The sequence below is a fragment of the Paraburkholderia sp. Ac-20342 genome, from assembly GCF_017104985.1.
In the GTDB taxonomy this organism is placed as follows: domain Bacteria; phylum Pseudomonadota; class Gammaproteobacteria; order Burkholderiales; family Burkholderiaceae; genus Paraburkholderia.
In genome coordinates, this window is sequence record NZ_JAAGPQ010000016.1 from 43,479 (window position 1) to 65,111 (window position 21,633).

The 21,633-nt window shown below is 60.4% G+C and carries 18 protein-coding genes; 15 read left to right on the forward strand and 3 right to left on the reverse strand.

Annotation, left to right across the window (positions count from 1 at the left end; all coding sequences use genetic code 11):
• Nucleotides 1–2 precede the first annotated feature (2 nt).
• From G3N58_RS09045 to G3N58_RS09095, 11 genes are all read left to right on the forward strand, one after another.
• A complete protein-coding gene (locus tag G3N58_RS09045; protein WP_167046407.1) occupies nucleotides 3–902 on the forward strand; it encodes a LysR family transcriptional regulator in 900 nt (299 codons plus the stop codon).
• 175 nt (nucleotides 903–1,077) lie between these two features.
• The gene (locus tag G3N58_RS09050) at nucleotides 1,078–2,304 is read left to right on the forward strand and encodes a GAF domain-containing protein (RefSeq protein ID WP_205998983.1); all 1,227 of its coding nucleotides are present in this window, start codon (nucleotides 1,078–1,080) and stop codon (nucleotides 2,302–2,304) included.
• 99 nt (nucleotides 2,305–2,403) lie between these two features.
• Nucleotides 2,404–3,699, forward strand: a complete 1,296-nt coding sequence (locus tag G3N58_RS09055) for an MFS transporter (protein ID WP_167046401.1) — start codon at nucleotides 2,404–2,406, stop codon at nucleotides 3,697–3,699.
• A gap of 83 nt (nucleotides 3,700–3,782) precedes the next feature.
• Nucleotides 3,783–4,670, forward strand: a complete 888-nt coding sequence (locus tag G3N58_RS09060) for a polysaccharide deacetylase (protein WP_167046399.1) — start codon at nucleotides 3,783–3,785, stop codon at nucleotides 4,668–4,670.
• A gap of 51 nt (nucleotides 4,671–4,721) precedes the next feature.
• The gene (locus tag G3N58_RS09065) at nucleotides 4,722–5,018 is read left to right on the forward strand and encodes a hypothetical protein (RefSeq protein WP_205998984.1); all 297 of its coding nucleotides are present in this window, start codon (nucleotides 4,722–4,724) and stop codon (nucleotides 5,016–5,018) included.
• Nucleotides 5,015–6,061 (forward strand): GTP-binding protein, encoded by a 1,047-nt coding sequence (locus tag G3N58_RS09070; protein ID WP_167046393.1) that lies wholly within the window; start codon nucleotides 5,015–5,017, stop codon nucleotides 6,059–6,061. The genes G3N58_RS09065 and G3N58_RS09070 overlap by 4 nt, the downstream gene beginning before the upstream one ends.
• 403 nt (nucleotides 6,062–6,464) lie before the next feature.
• Nucleotides 6,465–6,605, forward strand: coding sequence for a hypothetical protein (locus G3N58_RS09075; protein ID WP_205998985.1), 141 nt, complete (start codon nucleotides 6,465–6,467; stop codon nucleotides 6,603–6,605).
• 1,046 nt (nucleotides 6,606–7,651) lie between these two features.
• On the forward strand, nucleotides 7,652–8,185 hold the full coding sequence (locus G3N58_RS09080; protein WP_167046387.1) for a PAAR domain-containing protein: 534 nt from the start codon (nucleotides 7,652–7,654) through the stop codon (nucleotides 8,183–8,185).
• Nucleotides 8,182–8,910, forward strand: coding sequence for a VRR-NUC domain-containing protein (locus tag G3N58_RS09085; protein WP_205998986.1), 729 nt, complete (start codon nucleotides 8,182–8,184; stop codon nucleotides 8,908–8,910). The genes G3N58_RS09080 and G3N58_RS09085 overlap by 4 nt, the downstream gene beginning before the upstream one ends.
• A gap of 17 nt (nucleotides 8,911–8,927) precedes the next feature.
• The gene (locus G3N58_RS09090; protein WP_205998987.1) at nucleotides 8,928–10,016 is read left to right on the forward strand and encodes a type VI immunity family protein; all 1,089 of its coding nucleotides are present in this window, start codon (nucleotides 8,928–8,930) and stop codon (nucleotides 10,014–10,016) included.
• Between the two features lie 412 nt (nucleotides 10,017–10,428).
• The gene (locus tag G3N58_RS09095) at nucleotides 10,429–12,828 is read left to right on the forward strand and encodes an NACHT domain-containing protein (RefSeq protein ID WP_205998988.1); all 2,400 of its coding nucleotides are present in this window, start codon (nucleotides 10,429–10,431) and stop codon (nucleotides 12,826–12,828) included.
• An 833-nt stretch (nucleotides 12,829–13,661) separates the two neighbouring features.
• Here the strand turns inward: G3N58_RS09095 and G3N58_RS09100 are convergent.
• Complete coding sequence (locus G3N58_RS09100) at nucleotides 13,662–15,047, reverse strand: amino acid permease (RefSeq protein WP_167041200.1); 1,386 nt, start codon at nucleotides 15,045–15,047, stop codon at nucleotides 13,662–13,664.
• Nucleotides 15,048–15,309: 262 nt separating this feature from the next.
• Between G3N58_RS09100 and G3N58_RS09105 the strand changes: the two genes are divergently transcribed.
• A complete protein-coding gene (locus tag G3N58_RS09105; RefSeq protein WP_205998989.1) occupies nucleotides 15,310–16,266 on the forward strand; it encodes an alpha/beta hydrolase in 957 nt (318 codons plus the stop codon).
• Between the two features lie 167 nt (nucleotides 16,267–16,433).
• Here G3N58_RS09105 and G3N58_RS09110 read toward each other — a convergent pair whose 3' ends face one another.
• Entirely contained in the window at nucleotides 16,434–17,723 is a 1,290-nt protein-coding gene (locus tag G3N58_RS09110; RefSeq protein ID WP_205998990.1) for an MFS transporter, read from the reverse strand.
• 93 nt (nucleotides 17,724–17,816) lie between these two features.
• On the opposite strand from G3N58_RS09110, the gene G3N58_RS09115 reads away from it, so the two are divergent.
• Together G3N58_RS09115 and G3N58_RS09120 are read left to right on the forward strand one after the other, a co-directional pair.
• Nucleotides 17,817–18,527: a 16S rRNA pseudouridine(516) synthase gene (locus G3N58_RS09115; protein WP_205988435.1), complete on the forward strand. Its 711-nt coding sequence runs from the start codon at nucleotides 17,817–17,819 to the stop codon at nucleotides 18,525–18,527.
• Between the two features lie 192 nt (nucleotides 18,528–18,719).
• A complete protein-coding gene (locus G3N58_RS09120) occupies nucleotides 18,720–18,908 on the forward strand; it encodes a hypothetical protein (protein ID WP_205998991.1) in 189 nt (62 codons plus the stop codon).
• A gap of 111 nt (nucleotides 18,909–19,019) precedes the next feature.
• On the opposite strand, the gene G3N58_RS09125 is transcribed toward G3N58_RS09120, so the two are convergent.
• On the reverse strand, nucleotides 19,020–20,069 hold the full coding sequence (locus G3N58_RS09125) for an NAD-dependent epimerase/dehydratase family protein (RefSeq protein WP_205988436.1): 1,050 nt from the start codon (nucleotides 20,067–20,069) through the stop codon (nucleotides 19,020–19,022).
• Nucleotides 20,070–20,164: 95 nt separating this feature from the next.
• Here G3N58_RS09125 and G3N58_RS09130 point away from each other — a divergent pair, with 95 nt between their 5' ends.
• The gene (locus G3N58_RS09130) at nucleotides 20,165–21,196 is read left to right on the forward strand and encodes a CDP-6-deoxy-delta-3,4-glucoseen reductase (protein ID WP_167281626.1); all 1,032 of its coding nucleotides are present in this window, start codon (nucleotides 20,165–20,167) and stop codon (nucleotides 21,194–21,196) included.
• Nucleotides 21,197–21,633: the final 437 nt, after the last annotated feature.

Below are 21,633 nucleotides of genomic sequence, written 5' to 3' on the forward strand. Positions count from 1 at the left end.
AAGTGGACAATCTTCCTTTGTTAGACGATTTGCGTCTTTTCTGCATGGTGGTACGTAAGGAAAGTTTCGCCGCATCCGCACTTGAGTTAGGGGTTTCCCGAGCATTGATCAGTAAAAGGATTGCCGTTCTCGAGAAACTCCTCAACGTCAGGTTGCTACACCGAACAACGAGAAAAGTATCGCTCACCGAGAGCGGGCACATCGTCTACCTATGGGCTCACAGGCTTCTCGAAGACGCAGAACAGATGGTCGAGGCGATTTCGCTCGCCAAGGTCTCGCCGCGCGGCTTCCTGCGTATCTGCACGAGTTCGGGATTCGGACGCAATCATGTGTCGCGGGCAATTTCGGCAATGGCGCAGCAATATCCGGAAATCGAATTCCAGTTGGAGCTTCTCGATAGACCGGTCGACATCATTCGCGAGGGATTCGACCTCGATATCCGCATTAGTGCCGTACACGAGAAGAGTCTGATTGCACGCATGATCGCGCAGAACGTTCGCGTGCTTTGCGCGTCTCCTGCTTACCTCGATAAAGCCGGAACGCCGAACACGCTGCCCGATCTTGCGTCACACAAATGCATCGTCATCCGCGAACGTGACCTGGAATTCGGCCGTTGGCGTCTGGACGGGCCTCACGGTGTCGAATCGGTGCGTATCGGCGGCCCGCTTTCGGCGAACAACGGCGAGATCGCGCATCGATGGGCCATGGACGGCCACGGCATCATCCTGCGCTCGATGTGGGACGTCGGGCCCAGCCTCAAAAGTGGCGAGCTGAAACGTGTGCTGCCCGATTACCATCAGGATGCGAACGTCTGGGCGGTGTATCCATCGCGTCTTTCCACGTCGGCGAAAGTGCGCGTGTGCGTGGAGTTTCTTCAGAAATGGCTGGCGTCGAATGTGTGAGCCTCGACGGCCTACAACCACCGATGGCGGCCGCATGTACGGCCCAATTCATATAGGACGGCGTGTTCGAATGCGGTAATTGTCTACGGAGCGTGTTCTCTCGTTTCACAGATCAACGATTACGTTGCGAGTCGTGATCACTATAATCATTAGCATTCAAACAGGGAGACATGCCGTGAGCAACACGATCAAGCAATTAGCAGGACTTTCCGAACTGAAGAAAATCGGTTTTCTGACCCCGTCGTCGAATTCGGCGCTCGAACCTGTGACAGCGGCAATGACCGGACAGATCAGCAATAGGGTCTCGACACACTATAGCCGCGTCCCGGTAAGATCTCTCACGCTCGGAAACGACGATATCGGTCAATTCAAGACGGACACCATGGTCGAATCGGCCGCGCTGCTCGGCCACGCGAAACTGGACGCCATTCTGTGGAACGGCACCTCGGGCAGCTGGACAGGCAAGGGCCTTGAGGCAGATCAGGAAATCGTCGAACAAATCCAGCACGCCACCGGCATCCCGGCCTCGACGACGTCTCTCGCACAACTGGAAGCCTTCAGGCACTACGGCATCAAGCACTATGGCCTCGCTGTCCCCTACGTCGAAGAACCGACGAACAAGATCGTCGAAACTTACGGAAAAGAAGGGATCAAGGCTGTCAAAACCGCGCGTCTCGAACTGACGGAGAACGTGGTGATCGGCAATGTGCCGCTCGACCGTATCAGGCAGCTGCTGCGCGATGCGGATTCTCCGGACGCGGAATGTATCGTCGTGGCCTGTACGAATCTGCCGGCCACGGTCGTGGTCGATGAAATGGAAGCAGAACTGGGCAAGCCGATCTTCGACAGCATCGCCGTCACGCTGTGGAAGGCACTGCAGATGACGTCGATCGACACGCCCTTGCATGGCTGGGGCAAGTTGTTGAGAGACGATCCGGTTCTCGCACAGCTCGAACCTGTCATGGCGTCGCTGCGCGAAGCGACTGGCGCTAGCCGCACGACGTTACGCATTGACGTTCCCGCGCACAACTGCCATGTGGACACCGTTTGCGCGGAGTCGGTCGCAAAGGGCATTCCTCCACTGAAGCTGAACTCTTCGCTGAATCAGCGCAGCCTTGCCACGGTTCAATGGCTCGAGAGAAATCACAAGCCGCTGGTCCAGGACGACTGCGCCAATGCTGAATTCAAGCCGCCTCAGGCGCTGATGGACATCTACGGCGTAAAAGCACAAATGCTGATCGGTATGCAGTCCAAAGACGGCAATACGATGGGCTGGATCTCGGTCCACAACGTCGGCAGCACACGCCGATGGCGCGACACCGACGTCGCCGCGCTCGAATCGGCCGCGCAACAGGTACAAAGCGTGCTGCAAAAGAGCGGCTGGGCAAGCTTCGGATCCTGAGGCGAACCGAAGGTGGCCGTCGTACGAACGGCCACCGGTGCAAGGAATCTGCATCATTCATTATGTACTCCAAATAATATAACCATGGAGATGAAGTTCATGAGTACGTCGACCAAGACGATTACAGATCAAGGCAAGACAGCGGTACGATGGAAGATATTCTTCGTACTGCTGGTACTGGTCGCGATCAACTACATCGATCGCGCGTCACTGTCTGTGGCGATGCCGTTGATTTCGAAAGATTTCGACATCGACCCTGCGATCCAGGGTCTCCTGTTCAGTTCGTTCTTCTGGACTTACGCGCTTATGCAGGTGCCGGGCGGCATGCTTGCCGACCGCTTCAAGCCGCGGATCGTGATCACCGTCGCCGCTGTCTGTTGGGGGGCATGTCAGGCGATTGCCGGCCTGTGCACCAACGGCACCACGCTGCTCCTGACTCGCTTCGGGCTTGGCGCTGCCGAAGCGCCGATTTATCCGTCCGGCGGCAAATTGAACCGGATCTGGATGACGCGGCACGAACGGGGCCGCGGTGCAACGCTACTTGATGGTGGCGCACCGCTTGGTGCCGCGCTCGGCGCACTACTGATCGCCTCGCTGATCGGTGCATTCGGCTCGTGGCGAATTGCATTCGCGATCGCCGGCGTGGGCACCGTGCTGGCGGGCCTCTTCGCATGGTATTTCATTCGCAACGATCCGCGCGAACACCCCGGCGTCAACGAGGCCGAGGCACTTTACATCGAGCGGGCCCATGAAATCGAGGCGGCAGAAGAGCCAACGGAAGTCAGCGGCAGACGGCTCGATCTGTTCAAGTACCGCTCGGTATGGCTGATGTGCGCAGGCTATATGTGCGCGAACATCGTGTTTTACGGCTTGCTGACATGGATGCCGAATTACCTCAGCAAGGTGCATGGATTTAATATCCAGCAGATGGGAGGCGCCAGTTTCATCATCTTCGGCTCGGGCTTCGTTGGCGAACTGGTAGGTGGATTCCTGTCCGACAAGTGGAAGACCGCGGGAGGCTCCCCGAACAAGGTGATGCGAACCCTGCTCGGCTTCGCTGCGATTATCGTGACCGCAGCGGTGTTTTCCGTCGCCTATTCGACGGGACCGGTGCTGACCGTCGTGCTGCTGTCGATCACGCTGTTTTTCCAGCGCTGGACCGGGCTTTACTGGAGCATCCCGTCGCTGATCGGCACACGCGACAAGGTCGGTCTGCTCGGCGGACTGATGAACCTTGGCGGCAACATCGGAGGTGTGCTGGTACCACTCGCCGTCGGCATAATCGTGCAACTGACAGGTTCGTATTTTCTTGCGATGATGGTATTCGCGGGTGCCGGAGTCGGGTTGCTGCTTTGCTCAATATGTATCGATTTCGGCAATAAGATTCCGGTCTGATTCAAGCAACTGCGGCACACGCGACGAACCACGTCGTTCGTTGCTGTGCGGCCAATGTGTCCATTGAAGGAGAGCAAGGGAAAATGAGCAAGGAAATACTCGTAGCTTTCGGTGTCGATGTCGATGCGGTTGCCGGCTGGCTCGGCTCGTATGGCGGAGAGGATTCGCCCGACGACATTTCCCGCGGCCTCTTTGCCGGGGAAGTCGGTTCCATGCGCATCCTGAAGTTATTCGAGCGCGAGAACATCAAATCGACATGGTTCATACCGGGCCATTCGATCGAAACATTTCCCGAGCAGATGAAGGCTGTCGCCCAGGCCGGACATGAAATCGGTATCCACGGCTATAGCCACGAGAACCCGATCGCGATGACCCGCGAGCAGGAAGAAGCCGTGCTCGACAGGAGTATCGAACTGGTAACGGCGCTGGCTGGTCGCGCGCCGACCGGTTACGTCGCGCCCTGGTGGGAGTTCAGTCCGATCACGAACGAGTTGCTGCTCGAGCGTGGCATCAAATACGACCACAGTCTGATGCACAACGACTTCCACCCGTACTACGTGCGCGTCGGTGACTCGTGGACCAAAATCGACTACAGCAAGCATCCGGACACGTGGATGAAACCGCTCGTGCGCGGCCATGAAACCAATCTGGTCGAGATTCCCGCCAACTGGTATCTCGACGACCTCCCGCCGATGATGTTCATCAAGAAGTCGCCGAACAGCCATGGCTTCGTCAATCCGCGCGACATCGAATCGATGTGGCGTGACCAGTTCGACTGGGTCTATCGCGAGCATGAGTACGCTGTATTCCCCATTACGATCCACCCGGACGTATCGGGCCGTCCGCAGGTGCTATTGATGCTCGAACGGCTCATTGCGCACTTCAAAGGCCATGAGGGCGTGCGCTTCTGTACGTGCGACGAAATCGCCGACGATTTTCTGCGGCGCTTTCCCCGTCAGCAGACTGCATGAATATGCGCAATGCAGCCGGTCTTGACCTCGCGCTAACGATGGAGCGCTAGTATGTGCGGTGCGTGCGGATTGTTCGGTGGCGGCAGTCATTGGTCGAATGCGACGCTGCCGCGTGACGAGGGTGGCGTGCGGCGCCAGCGCTATCTGCAGACGGCACTGGCAAACCGGATTCTCGTGCTGTTCCGGCTGCGGCTCGACGACTTCCACGGCCAATCGTTCGTGCTGACGTCGCCGACAGGTGCCTCCGAGATCGTCAATGACTTCGCGCAAGTGTGGCACACGGCGGAACGCATGCTCGGAAAGCCTCTCGATCCGCTGACGCTGTTCGACGGGAGTGAGCCACTATGAGCACAGCCTACGATGTGATTCCCGTCACGATAGTCACGGGTTTTCTCGGCAGCGGGAAATCGACACTGCTCTCGGATGTGCTAACGGGCGAGGTTGCGCGCGACACAGCAGTGCTGGTCAACGAGTTCGGCTCGGTCGGGCTCGACCAGATGCTCGTCGGCACGGTCGATACGCGTACGGTGCTGCTCGACCAGGGGTGCTTGTGCTGCGCGGTACGCGGCGAATTGAAGGACAGTCTCGTCGATCTGTTTTCGAGGCGAGCGCGTGGCGAAATCGCGCCTTTTTCGCGGCTTGTCATCGAGACAAGTGGACTGGCAATGCCTACACCGATCATCGCCACGCTGCTGTCCGATCCGTTCGTGAGCAAACACTACGTGCTTCATGCTACGGTAACGGTGGTCGACGCCGTCAACTTTGCGGATCAGCGTGACCGGCATCCAGAGTGGCTGGCGCAGGTCATCGCGGCCGATCGGATACTCGTCAGCAAAGCCGATCTCGCCGGCCCTCGCGAATTACAAGTACTGCGCGATACGCTCGCGTCGCGCAACCCGGCCGCCGACATAGTAATTCGCGACGCTGCGACGAATCCAACCGACTTGCTCGCATTATTGACCAATCCGGCAAGCAGCGACGATCTGATCCGGCGCGTCGGCGAATCTGTGCGTGTTTCGGCCAATGCAAACACGCTCGGTGGCCGCTCCCGGGGGACACTGATGCATCGGGAAGAACTGTCTGCAACGCACGTCGAATCGTGTTGCCTGACCTTCGACAAGCCGCTCGATTGGGTTCCGTTTACGCTTTGGCTAACACTGCTGTTGAACCGGCACGGCAGCCGAATCCTGCGCGTAAAAGGCGTAGTGTGGATGCGGGGATTCGATAGTCCCGCCGCGATTCATGCTGTCCATCATCTGGTCCATCCCGTTATCCACCTCGATCCCTCCCAAAACGTGCCACGCGTGTCGGTCATCGTGTTTATTGTTGAAGACCTCGATTGTGCCAAGCTTTCCGACTCGTTTGAGCGCTTCATGGAGCGCCTTGGTTAGCGATATGTCGCCGAGCATAGAGATTATGGAGAAACTCGTGAACGGTACGCTAATACAACGTCCCGCAATTACTTGCACTCTTACCCTGGATGTTATTCACGGCCTTGTGAACAAAAAAGTGGAACAACCAAAGCTTCGCGGTTCTTCCCACCGAACTCGCGCCCTGATATCTGCCTGCCACCTGGTTTCCTGCCCTGTCCCGCCCCCAGCTCCCAAGGTCGCACGGGCAACCGCGCGCTTTGGATTCTCGCTGACGCAATGCGCCAGATGAAGGCGTAAGCACCAGCGGGCATGACTCGCGGTTTCATTCCCCCTTCCTGTGAGGACTCCCGGCCAAGTCTTGTCCTGGCAGATTCGGGCAACACTACGGCCAGGACTTTTTTTGAATTTTCGGGAGTCAATCATGCAAACCCAGATCGAAACCCACTTCGACAACGAGCAGTCCATCGTAACCGTGCCGTACCTGACAGAACCCACGCTGAACTCGCCGTCTTTCCCCTTGTATGTTCAACAATGCCTTCCAGCGTATAACCCTTCTTTCTGACAGCACCGATCAACGCCCGCATCTCTTTCATTGCATCGGTAATCGGGATGCGCTACTCGGCCTCCGGTTTGACCGGTAACGACTCGATAGAGTGGATCAATTCATCCCACTGTGCCCGCGTATAGCTCTTCGCAATCGGCATGACTCACTCCAGATCACTCCCAGCATCTCATCCTCCTCACATGGGAAAGACCTGTCAATACCAGTTTTCCGGGCGAAGCTACTTCACCGGAACAGTACAGAACCCGGCAGATCGAACCGGAATAGAAGGAATATTTTTGAGCTGTCGTGCATGAACAACGATCCTGACTGGACGTCCCGCAGACAGCCACCGCGACCGCACCGACACGAGACATATCAAAGATCTATATCCAGACCGGCCGGATGTACGTGATGCACTCACGGACTATCTTTCGTATTCGACTGACTCGCAACCGGTCGCCCGTATATCTCCAAAACGACGGCACTGATTCCGCGAACATGAAGGGCTGATGGAACAGCGCCCATCTCACGGATTCAGGACATGAAATTGACGAACTGGGTCAGCCAGCCTCGCAGACTCCCGACAGTCAGTTATCCGACACGACCGGACCATCGCGCAGAATCGTTCCGTACCGCGTGCAGACTCGATCCATTTGTCTCGCAGACTATGTGGCGCGACTCGCGAACAGCTGAACTCCCCGGTGCAGACATATCCGGCCAACCTAACCAAAAGCGTTTACGCAAGGACATCAGAAACGATATAAAACAAGGAATCGCAGGAAAGGCTACCGCCGGTTTTGGGCGCCATGCATATGGCGACATCTACCCACTAACGTTGATGGCGCCGGGAGAGGCCGTTGATTCCGTCGCCTGATGCGAACGCATGTCGATCTCGGTGACAAAGGACGTTACTGTATGGCAAAGGAAATTGCCCCTCTCAAACTACGTACCGCCAGAAGGGAGTTCGTTCGCCCCACTCGGACAATCGGCAACGTCGATACGTTGGCCGCGAGAAAACTCGCCATGCTACATTCCACAGACAAATCGCCGGGAAGGTATGCAAAATGGGTTTTGCGTTCATCCGCGAGGGAGATACGACCTCGCATGGCGGCAAGGTTCTAGCTTGCACGTCGACCAATATCGTTCATGGAAAGCCGCTCGCCCTCCTCGGCGATATGGTGTCTTGCCCAAAGTGCGGCGGAGTCTTTCCGATCGTGACCGTCAAACCGTTGGGGATGACCTTCGGGGGCCGCCCCGTCGCGTCCGAAGGAGACAAGACGGCCTGCGGCGCCTCTCTTATTGCAACGCAGGCTGTCGCTACTGCGGCACCAACCGGTGGACAGGGAGGCGCGGCGGGTGCCGGTCGCAACATCATGCCCGAAACTGCTACTAACCAGGACGGTACGCACCGGGGACGCTTCCAGGTCCTTGACGATAGCACCGGCCAAGCGATCCCTAACCATCCGTACACCGTTACATCATCGACGGGGCAAGCGGTCACTGGGAGAACAGATGCGAACGGCTACACCGACTGGCTTGAGGACCACACGTCATCGTCGCTGACCTTCGAGCATCCTGGCGGATCGAGCGGCGCATGACCGATTACGCACAAGAGTCCGGCATTGGGTCCACAGGACCAGGCGCAGGAACCACGAACACTGTTCGGTTGCGCCCGAACTCCCTAGATCCGAAGGATCGCCAATTCCTCTGCTCCGCGATCTGCAAGTGCAACGCCACGCCCTCTATCGGCATCAGCGGCCAGCGGCTAAAGCAGCAATGCGTGAGCGGGCGGCTGAGAGCAATGGATTCGGCGGTCGACCATCAGAGCCCGTACAAGCCCGAGGTCAACTACGATATGACTCAAGATCCACCGGCACCGATTATGGACAGCGCGGTCATCACTAAGGCACATGATTGGCTCCCCGGGTGGATCCAGAAGTATTGGCCAGGCGGCCTGTCAGGCTACACTCCAGGAGTCGGGAACATCCGCCGACCGGATGTGGTAATCGTCAATGACCCATCGTTGCCACCGACACAGGACAATCTGAAGAACGTGGTGGAGTTGAAGTTTCCGCCAGACGCAATTGACCTCAAACAGCAGGCCGCGTACGAGGAAATCGCAGGTGACCCGGGCAAGGTAGCGACCATGGGGCCGGGCGACTGCGGATGCTCAGACGACAAGTCGCAGGAAGACTCCGAGACATCATCGGCACCGTCCTTTGCGTCGCAGATCGGCAAGCTCTTCGGCCAAGGCCTGAACGGCTACGTGCATGGCACACCAGGCGGAATGCCTCCTCCCCCTGTGCCGTTCCCTGTACCCTGATCAACGAGCGAACGACAATGAGCAGCAACGATTTTGAAGAATGGGCGCGGGACCCGAAGCGGGTAGGCACCCTTCCTTATGCAGTGTTCGAACCGAAGCACCCGCACAACGGCGTCGGCGCAGCACTAACCGTGCGTGCGTGCCTGTATTTCAAGGACGGTTACACCACCGACAAGCGCCAGGCGATTGCCCAGGCTTTCGACGCGTATCTCAAGGTCGCGCGCCAGGCCGTCGAAGAGGACGCCCAGCCGATCCGCTGGCTGTGGTTCAACGGAAAGCCAGCACTGACATTGGAAAAGGCACCAAGCCTGGCAACGCTAGCCAGGCAGGTCGGCACTGACGAAGGATTCGACGCGATCTACCTCGGCGGCGAAACCGCGCGTGAGGCTTCGTTCTGCGAATTCATGACCTTCTGCCTGGAAAAGTTTCAGGCCGATCTTGGCACCCGCGGGTTCGATGTCCTCGTGTTCACGCTGCCCGTCCCGTTTGTACGCGCAACCTCCGAACCGTTTGTTGAGCTATTCCGGGAAGTGGCGGTGCTGCTTAACGCGGCGCACGGGCACGCGGGACTAGCCGTTAATCTCTCACCCACCGGGCGCCCGGAGAACGAGAGCAGCGAATACTTCATGGCGAAGCAACTAGGCCCGGGGGTGGATGTCGGTGATCCGATGGCGATGAAGGTACGCAAGCTGTCGAGCAAACTGAAGACAGTCGACTGGCTCACGCTCATTGACAGCGCGATGCTTGAACAGGTCGGCGGTCTTCAGACGCTGCGCTCTGAACTGCCCCGCGATTGGTTCCGGCTCGATGCGTGCGGCCAAGGGCTGTTGATTCGTGCGGGCGTTGCTCCGCAACCCGGAATGCCTCAAGGTGAAGATCAGCCCATTGCCCCGCCACCAGCGTACGTGGTGCTCAATGCCGCGCTGCGCGATGTGCTCGCCGACAGCGTGAGCAGCTTGCAACGCGGAACCGTCAATGGCGACGCGCCGGTGTACAACACGGCAGCGAGCAGCGACGCGTGGCTACGACGTTTCGATGTCAGGTCCGATGATCTCATACGCGCGAAGGCCGCCGTGCTGAACACCCAGAAGCTGTCGGACACCTAACAAGAGCCGTTGCCACGCGTGCGATTCGAGCACGCGTCGCACCCTATCGCCACGCCGCGGCACGAGCGGGAGGTTAACTATCGGACATCGGACGGAGCGATGGGGATGGCCGAGTTGGGTCGCGTTACTCCTTTTGCATGCGGCGCGCGAGCGCGACGATTGTCGCACTCGGTCGTGGTGCGGCTCGCGGCCACTTCCAGCCGTCCGCCGGCATATTCGATTGGACATTCAAATGTCTAGTCCACCTAGCTAACAGACCGTCACATGCACTCCAGTCCAACCCAGTGCGCCATTGGCTGGTGGCGTACCTCCACGCATGGATGCGTGCCACTTGCGTTACTTCGCCATAGTCGGAACGGGTTATTATTCACACGTAAAACAACAAACCTTCAATCACATAACCTTTGAGACCATGGACATACTCAACTTCGTAGACGTTGCCAAGCTAGTCAACCGCATCGGCACTATTACCATCCCCGAGACACCATCGGACGAAGAACCTGGACATTGGGCTTTGCACGTGAGCACGGTTCAAGTGGGTGGAATCACCAGCGAAGTGAAAGTGCTTTATCTATATGCGGACGCCACAATGGAGGGAACGCGACGCGCCCGCGTCCTTTGCTCTAAGGCGAACGACCGGACACCGATACAGGTCGTGTATGCCGACTCGCTCCTGAAGAAGAACAAAGCGGTGGTGCAAAGCTTTAACGAAAAAGCGAAAAGCGTGCTTGGGCTAACGGAATATTTCAGCTCGTTTATTCGAACGCAAACCGAAACCTATGTACGAAAAGTGCGTTCGCTCGATTTCAAAAATTACGTCGACCCACACGTCAAAGTAGCGGAAACCTTCACTCGGAAGGTGCCGAACCCTGCGTTGTCGTTTTTGCTCGATCCAGACATGACCGGCAGTCAATTTACCGGCACCCTCGGTGTTCTCCTTGGTGAGCCTGGGCAAGGCAAAACGTTCATGTCACGATATCTAGCGGATGCTTGTGCGGCCCGCAAGACGATCCCTATTTATGTGCATTCCGAGCAGTGGTCTCGTATGCAGCAAGACGAGCTGTCTTCGCTATGGAAAACCATCGTCCATTCATTTCGTTATTTCGAGTCGCCGATTGGCTGGATAGACGGGGCGGAGGAACAGTTTCTGCGCGTCGCCCTTCGTACCGGTCTATTTCGAATCATTTTCGATGGGTTTGACGAATTCGTATTGTGGAACAAAGGTACGGTGGACGCGATTGAGACGATGCGCAGTCTTCAGGCACTTTCGGATGACACCGGCACTCGCATTCTGATTAGCTCGCGGACGTCCTTTTGGGAGTCGGAAGTCGAGGATGAGGAGGGGCTTGAGGGCCGGCCTCGGCATCTATTCCGCATCCAACCGTTCGACGAGAACAACGCGCAAAGATATTTCGATCAGCGCTTTGCTGCCGACAGTGGTAAAGGCAAAGCTGCATTGCAGCTATTCCGCGATCTGCGTCAGAAGGTCGACTCCAAGTCTATGGAGTTCGTCGGACGCGGCTTCTTCCTATTTCTGATTGCGGATCTTGTTGAGCGGGGATTTTCGATGGATTCCCTATCCTTGCAAGGTCGTACGGTGTTCAACTGGATGGCAGAGGCTCTATGTGAGCGAGAAAGGCGGCGGCAGGATCTTTCACTGACTGCACGCCAACAGTTGGATGCAATCAGCAACTTCGCTGAGTTTGTCGTGCGAGGGGAAGTGCCTTCAGGCGAAACCCTATCTCTTGTGTTGCAGGGGGCATCTGAATTGTCGACCTCGGAGGCTGACGCCCTTGTTGCACCGAACGGAAAACTCAAGGATCACCCGCTACTGCAACGCGATATGCATAGCGGAGCTTGGTGCTTTGTTCAGGAGCAGATCCGTTACAACCTGCTGGCTGAGCGTCTGATCGAGCTTTGTGCTGATTCCGGCCGCTCCTCGGAACTGGGTAACCTTGTAACCTCGAGCCATTTCGACCTCCAACTGCAGGCCGACGTTGCGTTTTCAATCGTCGAGCAAGTATTTGAACTTAGCGACGCCAAGAGCGGCGAAGCCAAGCTGAAGCAGATAATCGAAGCGTTGCTCGCGTTACAAAAAGCAGCTGATGATAGTCACACAAATGCGTCCTCGCTCGCTACCGCCATTGCCCTACTAACCACTAATCGCATTTACGGTAAAGGCTCGGCTCACGCGGAACGTGCGGCCTTTTTGATGTCTATGTTCCCGAATCACGTCATGAGGGGGCTCTTCTTTTTCGGTTCGTTGGCGCGTTTCGATTTCTCTGGATTTAAGTTCGAAGATAGTGTTTTCCATCAAGTCAGTTGGGCAAACTGCAAATTCTCGAGCGATAGCTCATTTGTCCGTTGCAGATTTGTCGGCGGATCTATCGCAGCATGCAATGATCTTGGACTGGCAAGTTTCGGCAATACGTGTCATTTTGACGCGGATGCGAAGAGCATAATAAATGCAGAGATTGTTCGATCCGGGCGTCGCGCATACGCAGAGGATGATTTGCGTGCTGATCTTAATTGTTTGATCTCGAAATTTATCCCGAAAGATGGATTGGGTGTTAAGACCGTCGAAGCTCGGAGTCTAGAGCGAGGAACCATAGGCAATTCAATCAACAAAGAAAAAGTAATCGATTATTTTAGGAGAAAAATCCTTGATCAATATGTGCTTTCTGGGCACAGCGGCACAGGCTACCAAGTGAGGGAGGAAGCCAAACCGTCGTTCATATACTTCTCTTCCAACGCCGTTTACACGGGCTTGCTCGGTGAACTTTTCGACGAACTGGCTGCGCGCTTGCTCTAAAAGGGCTGCGGAAACAAAAGACGGACGGCTCTTCGAAACCCATTTGCGTGCCGTAATCGTCTACTTCGGCGACGAATCGTCCAATCATCGCGCATAAAGTGACGGCAGTTGTACAACGACATCTGCCGTTCGCCTCCTGACCGCGAGAGCGACAGAGATGGGGCGATTACGGCCCACCAATACCAAGTGAATTCTCAACATAAGACACATGCCAACGACCGAATGACGAGCCAAGAGTGCCTGAATGCCCCAGCCCCACACCCGGTGGTATTTTTGGTGGTATCCACACCGGCAAAATTCCACGAAGCCGCTCCAGCCAAGCGATAGCAGGAATATTTCCGTTCCGGCCCTGGCACCAGAAGCTGTTCCGGCGAGAGCCGAAGAATTCCGGGAAACCCCGCTAGATCAAGGTCTTGCGGGGTTTTTTGTTGTCTGCCGTTGTAAAGCAATGAATGCTGACAATAGGCGCCATTCTGGGGCATGTCGCTACACTGACGTTTTGACCGGCGTAAATGTCCCCATGAATCGCAACCTATGGCACTGACCGACGCAGTCAGTGGTATCTGGCTCGTTTCCGGGCCTTCCCAGCGGGAGATACCACCATGCCGCTCACCGATGTACAGGTTAGGACCGCTCGCTACAACCCCGAGAAAACCGGCAATCCCCTCGCAGACGCCTAACCTGCACTCCCGCACCACCGTCGACAGCGAAAAATATCGCACGCCGCAAAATGCATAAACAATCAGCGATGCTGACGATACAAAAAACAACCCACACCGAAAAAATCGCGCATGCCGCGAGCCGAGCCTCTCCCGCGACATACCTATCGGCGCTTACCGGCTCGCGGCGCCCACCCCACCCCGCGCAACCTCGCGCCGACGCTTGACCACATAACCGCCCCACATCAGCACGAGCCACACGGGCACGAGCCATACCGACACCGACAACCCCGGCGTCATCGCGAGAATCACGAGGATCAGCGCCATGAACGCGAGGCAGATCCAGTTGCTGACCGGGAACCAGAACGAGCGGAACACGAGCGTTTCGCCGGCGGCCAGCATCGCTCTGCGCGACTTCAGGTGCGTGAGGCTGATCAGCGCCCAGTTCAGCACCAGCGCCGCGACCACGAGCGACATCAACAGGCCGAGCGCTTCGGCCGGAATCAGGTAGTTGATGATTACGCACGCAAACGTCGCCAGCGCCGACAGACCGATCGCCAGATACGGCACGCCGCGGCGGTCGACCTTCAGCAGCGCGCGCGGCGCGTTGCCCTGCTCCGCGAGACCGTAGAGCATGCGGCTGTTCGCATACACGCCGCTGTTGTACACCGACAGCGCCGCGGTCAGCACCACGACGTTGAGCACGTTGGCGGTCAGCGTCGAGCCGATCTGCGAGAAGATCATCACGAACGGGCTGCCGCCCGCCGCCACCTCGTTCCACGGATACAGCGACAGCAGCACCGCGAGCGAGCAGATGTAGAAAATCAGAATCCGCACGATCACCTGGTTGACGGCCTTCGGAATGCTCTTCTGCGGCTCGGCGGCCTCGGCCGCCGTAATGCCGATCAGCTCGAGCCCGCCGAACGAGAACATGATCACCGCGAGCATCATGAAGAGCCCATGAAAGCCATGCGGGAAAAAGCCGCCGTGGCTCCACAGGTTCGCGACCGTCGCCTGCGGGCCGCCGTGACCGCTCGCGAGCAGATAGCCGCCGAACACGATCATGCCGATCACCGCCGCGACCTTGATGATCGCGAACCAGAACTCGGTTTCGCCGTATGCCTTCACGTTGGCGAGATTGATCGCGTTGACGATCGCGAAGCACACTAGTGCCGACACCCACGACGGCACGCCCGGCCACCAGTAATGCACGTAGGTGCCCACCGCGGTCAGCTCGGCCATGCTCACGAGCACGTAGAGCACCCAGTAGTTCCAGCCCGACAGGAAGCCCGGAAAGTCGCCCCAGTATTTGTAGGCAAAGTGGCTGAACGAGCCGGCCACCGGCTCCTGCGCGACCATCTCGCCGAGCTGGCGCATCATCATGAAGGCGATCACGCCGCCGATCGCGTAGCCGAGAATCATCGACGGACCGGCCGCCTGCAATACGCTCGCCGAGCCGAGAAAGAGACCCGTGCCGATCGCGCCGCCCAGCGCGATCAACTGGATGTGGCGATTCTTGAGCCCGCGCTTCAGGCCTTCCTGCTGTTGTGTACTATTCATTGCGCCTTGCCGTGTGGAAACCGTTGTGTCCGGACCGTTGTCTCCGGTCCCCTGTATCGGGGCCCATTGCCCGGCCAGCTGTGGTTGCGGTGACGGCCTGGCCCGGCAAAACCGGTAATGTTACCTTGGCCGATATTCCTCAGACATTCGTGGCAACCCGCGTTGGTTCAGCACCGCACCTAAGCGCGAGGATTGTGATTGTCGCCGCGATAGGGCTTCGGTATGTTGCCGGAGTCGAACTCTCAGCCCGCGGAGATTCAGCATGTTGCCCAAACGCCTGCTTTGCGCCGCCGTTCTGTCTCTCTGCTTCGCGAACGTAAGCGCGCTCGCGCAAACGGCGCCCGACGCCGCATCGGCGGAACAGCCACAGCCCTCGGCCGGATCGCCGTCCGGGAACGAGCCCGCAGACCAGGCCGCGCCAGCGGCTCCGGTGGCGACGGCCCCGCCGGCGCCCGCCGCCGCTCCCGCTGCCCCTGCCCCTGCCCCTGCAAAAGACCAGCCCGCCGCCGCGCCGCTCGCCGGCCCGGTGCGCAACATCGTGCTCGTGCATGGCGCGTTCGTCGACGGTTCGAGCTGGAACGGCGTCGTCGCGAAGCTGCAGCAGAAGGGCTATCACGTGACGTCGGTGCAGAACCCGCTCACCTCGCTCGCCGACGACGTCGCCGCGACCCGCCGCGTGCTCGCGCGCGAGCACGGTCCGGTGCTGCTCGTCGGGCATTCGTGGGGCGGCGTCGTCATCACCGAGGTCGCGGCGAATGCGCCGAACGTCGCGGGGCTCGTGTACGTCGCGGCGATCGCGCCGGAACTGCACGAATCGGCGATGGACGTGATGAAGCAAGGCACGCCGATGCCCGCCAGCCAGAGCATCAGCAAGGATGCGAACGGCTTCCTGTGGGTCGATCGCGCGCGCTATCGCGCCGACCTCGCCGCCGACGTGCCCGAGAACGTCACACGCGTGCTCGCGGCCGCGCAGGTGCCGATCGCCGCGCAGGCGTTCGACGAAGCGGTCGATCAGGTCGGCTGGAAAGATAAACCGTCGTGGTACGTGCTGACGACGAAGGACCGGGCGGTCTCGCCCGCGTTGCAGAAAGCGCTCGCCGAGCGCATCGGCGCGAAGGTCGTGCCGGTCGCGTCGAGCCATCTGGCGCCGGTGTCGCACGCGGGCGCGGTGGCGGAAGCGATCGATCACGCGGCGCGCGAGCTGAGCCGTCAGCAGTAGACGCTGCCGGTAACGGTCCACATCGGCGCCGCGTCGGCACGGGACCCTCCCTTGTCATGCGGAAGCCCGGCGTGACAGCACCGGCCCTCTGTGCTTGCCTGCGCCCGACGATGAGCCTCGCCGGGACAGGCAAGCGTGCTACACGCTCACGGGATCGAACGGCAACGTCACCTTGCCATGCGCGTCGACGGTAACACAGCCGCTGGGTCCGTCTGCTCGGGAATGTCAGCAAGGCGCGCCGCGGGCGACACGACAATAATCAGCGCCTGCACGAGAAACGCGAGCGCGGCCGCGACGAGGCATGCGTCGATGCTCCAGCGTGCGCTGAGCGCCGCGCCGAGCAGCGCGCCCACCGGCCGCGCGCCATAGGTTGCGGTGCTGATGAGCGCCGAGACGCGGCCCATCATGCGCTCGGGCGTGATGGCCTGACGCAGCGTCGTCGAAGCGACGACCCACAGGATCGGTCCCGCGCCAAGCAGAAAGAAGCTCGCGAGCGCGAGCCAGAACGATGGCGCGACGAGCGTCGCGACCATCACGAGCGAAGCGAGCAAGCCGCACGACGGACCGATGACGAGCAGGCGGCCGAACGCGAGACGCCGCGCGATCGCGGGCGCGGCAAGCGCACCGCATACCATGCCGACGCCATACGCGCCGAGCGTCACGCCGACCATCGAGGCGCCGAGCCCGAGCCGATGCACCGCATAGGGCACGTACACCGCTTGCAGGATAAAGAAGCCGAGATTGAAGAACACGGCCGTCAGCAGCATCGGCAACAGCAAGGCATCGCGCAGCACGAAGCGCGTGCCGTCGCGCAGTTCCAGCATGAAGCGACGCGGCGGCACGGCGGCGCGCGGCGGTTCGCGCAGTCCCGCGAGCAATGCGACGGCCAGCGCCGACAATGCGGCCGCGCCGCCGTAGGCCCAGCCCGCGCCGATCCAGCCGACCAGCAAGCCGCCGAGCGCCGGCCCCGCCGAATACGCGACACTGCGCGCGAGTTCGAGCCGGCCGTTGGCATTCGCGTAGGCGGCGCGCGGCACGATCGACGGTACCAGCGACGGCGCCGCGACGTTGTAGGCCACGGTGCCGGTCGCGGCGACGAAGCCGAGCGCGGCCAGCAGCGGCAGGTTCAACGCATGCGTGAGAACGAGCAGCAGCACGCAGAGCATCGCGAGCACGCGCACGCTTTCGGCAAGCGTCATCAGCACGCGGCGCGAATGGCGGTCGGCCCAGACGCCGAGCGGAATCGACAGCAGCAGGAACGGCAGCGTCTGCGCGGTTTGCAACAGACCGGTATCGCGCGCGCTGGCGCCCAGCGCGAACACCGCGACGAGCGGCGCGGCGGCGAGACTGATCTGCTCGGCCGACTGCGCGCACAGATTCGACCAGGCGAGACGCTGGAATGCGGCGGGCAAGCGGCTCGCCGCGGCAAACGAAGACGATGAAGACGTGGCGGGCATCGGCCAACTCCGGAGTTCATGACGAGACGTTCATCGTCGCCGCCCGGCCGTCGCGCCGCGCTCCGCTTCTTGCGGTGTTATTCTTCGCTCGCCATGAATCTCGAAAGCATCCTCTTCACTCAAGGTTTCGGTTCGCGCCGACAATGCCGCGCCCTGATCGGCGACGCGCGCGTGAGCATCGACGGCACCGTATGCACCGATGCCGACGCCGACTTCCCCGTCGCCGACGGCACGTTGCGCTTTAACGTCGACGGTGTCGAATGGCCGTATCGCGAGCACGCGTATCTGCTGCTGAACAAGCCGGCCGGCTACGAATGCTCGCGCGATCCGCAGCATCATCCGAGCGTGTTCAGCCTGCTGCCGCCGCCATTCGCCGAGCGCGGCGTGCAGTGCGTGGGCCGCCTCGATCAGGACACCACGGGCCTGCTGCTGCTCTCCGACGACGGCAAGTTCGTGCATCAGTTCACGTCGCCGAAACGCAAGGTGCCGAAGCTCTATGTCGCGACCACGCGCCATCCGCTCGACGATGCGCAACTGGACGCGTTGCGCGGCGGCGTGCTGCTGCACGGCGAAACGAAACCGAGCGCCGCGCTCGACGCGCAAGCGCGCGATCCGCATACGCTCGCGCTCACCGTGCTCGAAGGCAAGTACCACCAGGTCAAGCGGATGATCGCGGCATCGGGCAACCGCTGCGAAGCGCTGCATCGCGAGCGGATCGGCGGACTCGTGCTGCCCGCGACGCTCGCGCCCGGCGCGTGGCAATGGCTCGACGAAGCCGACCTCGGTTCTTTACGGAGCGGGTAAACCACGGCTGCGCCACGATCGCGCTGATACTGTCCCCATAAGCCTTTGATGCGCCGGGAAAAAAGCCCGCGCACATCGTGGTACATCGTGGTGCACCGCACAGACGGCGCTGCGCCGCAGCATGCCGTTCCTTTCATGCCGCCCTATACTCGTTTAAACAAACGACTACAAAGATTTTCAAGGAGGGGCGCCATGCATATCGACAGCACGAACGCGATCTCGCAGGCGATGATTGCCTTTATCTGCTTTGCGCTGCTGCTGATCGGCGGCTTGATGGTCATGATGCGACGGCGGCATACGTATCATCCGGGCCTGATCGGCGCCCTGATCGGCGGAATGCTGTGCTTCCTGCTGCTGGAAGTACTGCCGACGCTGACCTGAAGCGAGCGGACCGCGCGGGTGACGCGGAGGGTCGTTGCACGCGGGCAAGCGCCCGATGCAACGCGACGGGTCAGTGTTTTCGCGAGGGCAGCGATATCTCGCACCCTGCCCCTACGCGCCCTTCGCCGCGTCCCGCAAAAAATCCTCGACGCTCGGATAGCGCAGACGCACGCGTAGCTCGTCCTTGAGACGCCGGTTCACGAGCCGTCTCGATTCGCGCATGAAGGACAGCAGGCTCGGATCGATCTGCTGCTCGGCCTGCGCGCGCGTGATGCGCGGCGCGCGCGCGAGCCCGAACGTGTCGGCGACGAGATCGAAGTACTCGCCCATCTTCAGCGACGAATCGTCGGACGCGTGGATCACGCGCGCGGGTTTGCCGTGCGTCGCGAGGCGCACGAGGATCGCGGCGAGATCGTCGGCGTGAATGTGATTCGTGTAGACGTCGTCGGCCGCGTTGAGCGCCGGCGTGCCCTTCTTGAGCCGCGCGAGCGGCAGCCGGTTGCGCGCATAGATGCCGGGAATCCGCGCAATGCTTGCCGTCACGGCGCCGCGCGCGGTCGCGCGCCGCAACTGCCGCTCGGCCGACACGCGACGTTTCGCGCGCGCATTGGCCGGCCTGACGGCACGCGTTTCGTCGATCCACGCGCCGCCGCAGTCGCCGTAGACGCCCGTCGTGCTCGCGTAGACGATGCGCGACGCGCCGCGCGAAGCGGCAGCCCGGCGCACCCTGTCGGGTACAATACCGGCTGCTTCAGCGTCCAGAAATGAAGCGCGCGCGCGGCGCATGCGCGCGATCGGCGCGACGGCGGGAATCCACGTACAAGCGCGCATGCCAGCGCCCATGCGGCGCACCTGACCCGCGCTGCCGAGCGTCGCCAGCAGTGCGCGAGTGCGGCGGTCGTCGTCACCTGACTTCTGTGGCGGCGCGAGATGCAGCACGGTCGGCGCGAGACCCGCGAGCCGTTTGAGGCTGCGGCGCTCGTCGAGATCGCCGACGAGCGGCGTCGCGCCCGCGGCGCGCAGTTCGGCGCAACGCGCGGCATGGCTCGTCAAGGCGAAGACCCGCGCGCGCGGTTGCAGCAAGGGCACGCAGCGCAGGCCGACGTCGCCGCATCCTACGATCAGCACGCGCGGGCGGCGGAAATTTCGTGTCGCTTTCATGGTGGACGCATTGTAGCCGTCACACACAACAGGTACCGCGCGGTCAATGCGCGCGGGTCCGCTAACGATTCCGATTTTTCGATTCGAACAACGCTATGGCATTTAACGTCACGCTCCGGCAAAGCGGCCGGCAGTTTCAGGTAGAACAGGACGAGCCGGTGCTCTCCGCCGCCCTGCGTCAAGGTATCGGCCTGCCGTACGGCTGCAAGAACGGCGCGTGCGGTTCGTGCAAGGGCACCGTGGTGAGCGGCGAGGTCGAGCAGCGCGCGCATTCGTCGTCGGCGTTGTCGAACGACGAAAAGACGCGCGGCATGGCACTGCTGTGCTGCGCGACCGCGTGCTCCGATCTCGAAGTCGACATCCGCGAAGTCGCCGGCGTCGGCGACGTGCAGGTCAAGAAGCTGCCGTGCCGCGTGAACGCGATCGAGCGCCGCGCCGACGACGTGGTCGTCGTGAAGCTGCAACTGCCCGCCAACGAACGTCTGCAATATCTGGCCGGCCAGTACCTCGAATTCATCCTGAAGGACGGCAAGCGCCGCAGCTATTCGATGGCGAATGCGCCGCACGCCGAAGGCCCGATCGAACTGCACATCCGCCACATGCCGGGCGGTGCGTTCACCGATCACGTGTTCGGCACGATGAAGGAGCGCGACATCCTGCGCTTCGAAGCGCCGCTCGGCACGTTCTTCCTGCGCGAGGATTCGGACAAGCCGATCGTGCTGCTCGCGTCGGGCACCGGCTTTGCGCCGCTGAAGGCGATCGTCGAACACGCGGTGTTCAAGAACATCGCGCGCCCGATGACGCTCTACTGGGGCGCGCGCCGCAAGAAAGACCTGTATCTGCTCGAACTTGCCGAGCAATGGGCGCGCGAAATTCCGAACTTCAGGTTCGTGCCGGTGCTCTCCGAGCCCGATGCAAGCGACGCGTGGACGGGCCGTACCGGCTTCGTGCATCGCGCGGTCATTGAAGACCTGCCCGATCTGTCGGCCTACCAGGTGTATGCGTGCGGCGCGCCGGTGATGGTCGAATCGGCGCAGCGCGATTTCACGCAGCATCACCAGTTGCCGGAAGACGAGTTCTACGCGGACTCGTTCACGAGCGCGGCCGATCTCGCAAACGCGGTCTGATCCGGCGCACGGCGTGTTCATGGCGCGTTGAGTCCGCGCGGCGCAGCGCGGGTTCAACGCGGGTTCAACGCGGGTTCAACGCGGGTTCAACGCGGGTTCAACATGAACCCGGCGCGCCGAACATGTCAGCATCAAGGCAGAGGCTCAAAAATCCGCCTCGTTGCGATGTCATGCAAATTCATGGTTTACACCGGCGCTTTTCTTATCGTATTCTTTCGCGCATGAACCGCATCCAGTCCGAACTCCGACGTCGCCGCTCGCCGCTTCCTTAGGGACGCCGCTGGCTTCGTCACGGATTCGCGCCGCACACGACACTGGGCGCAAGCAGTTCGAATCATGAAAGCCACGGCATGCCGTGGCTTTTCTGTTTTTCCGGTCGCGTTTTTGCCCTGGCCAACCCGTCATATCGATTCACCGTGCTTTTTTACCCTTTGCCT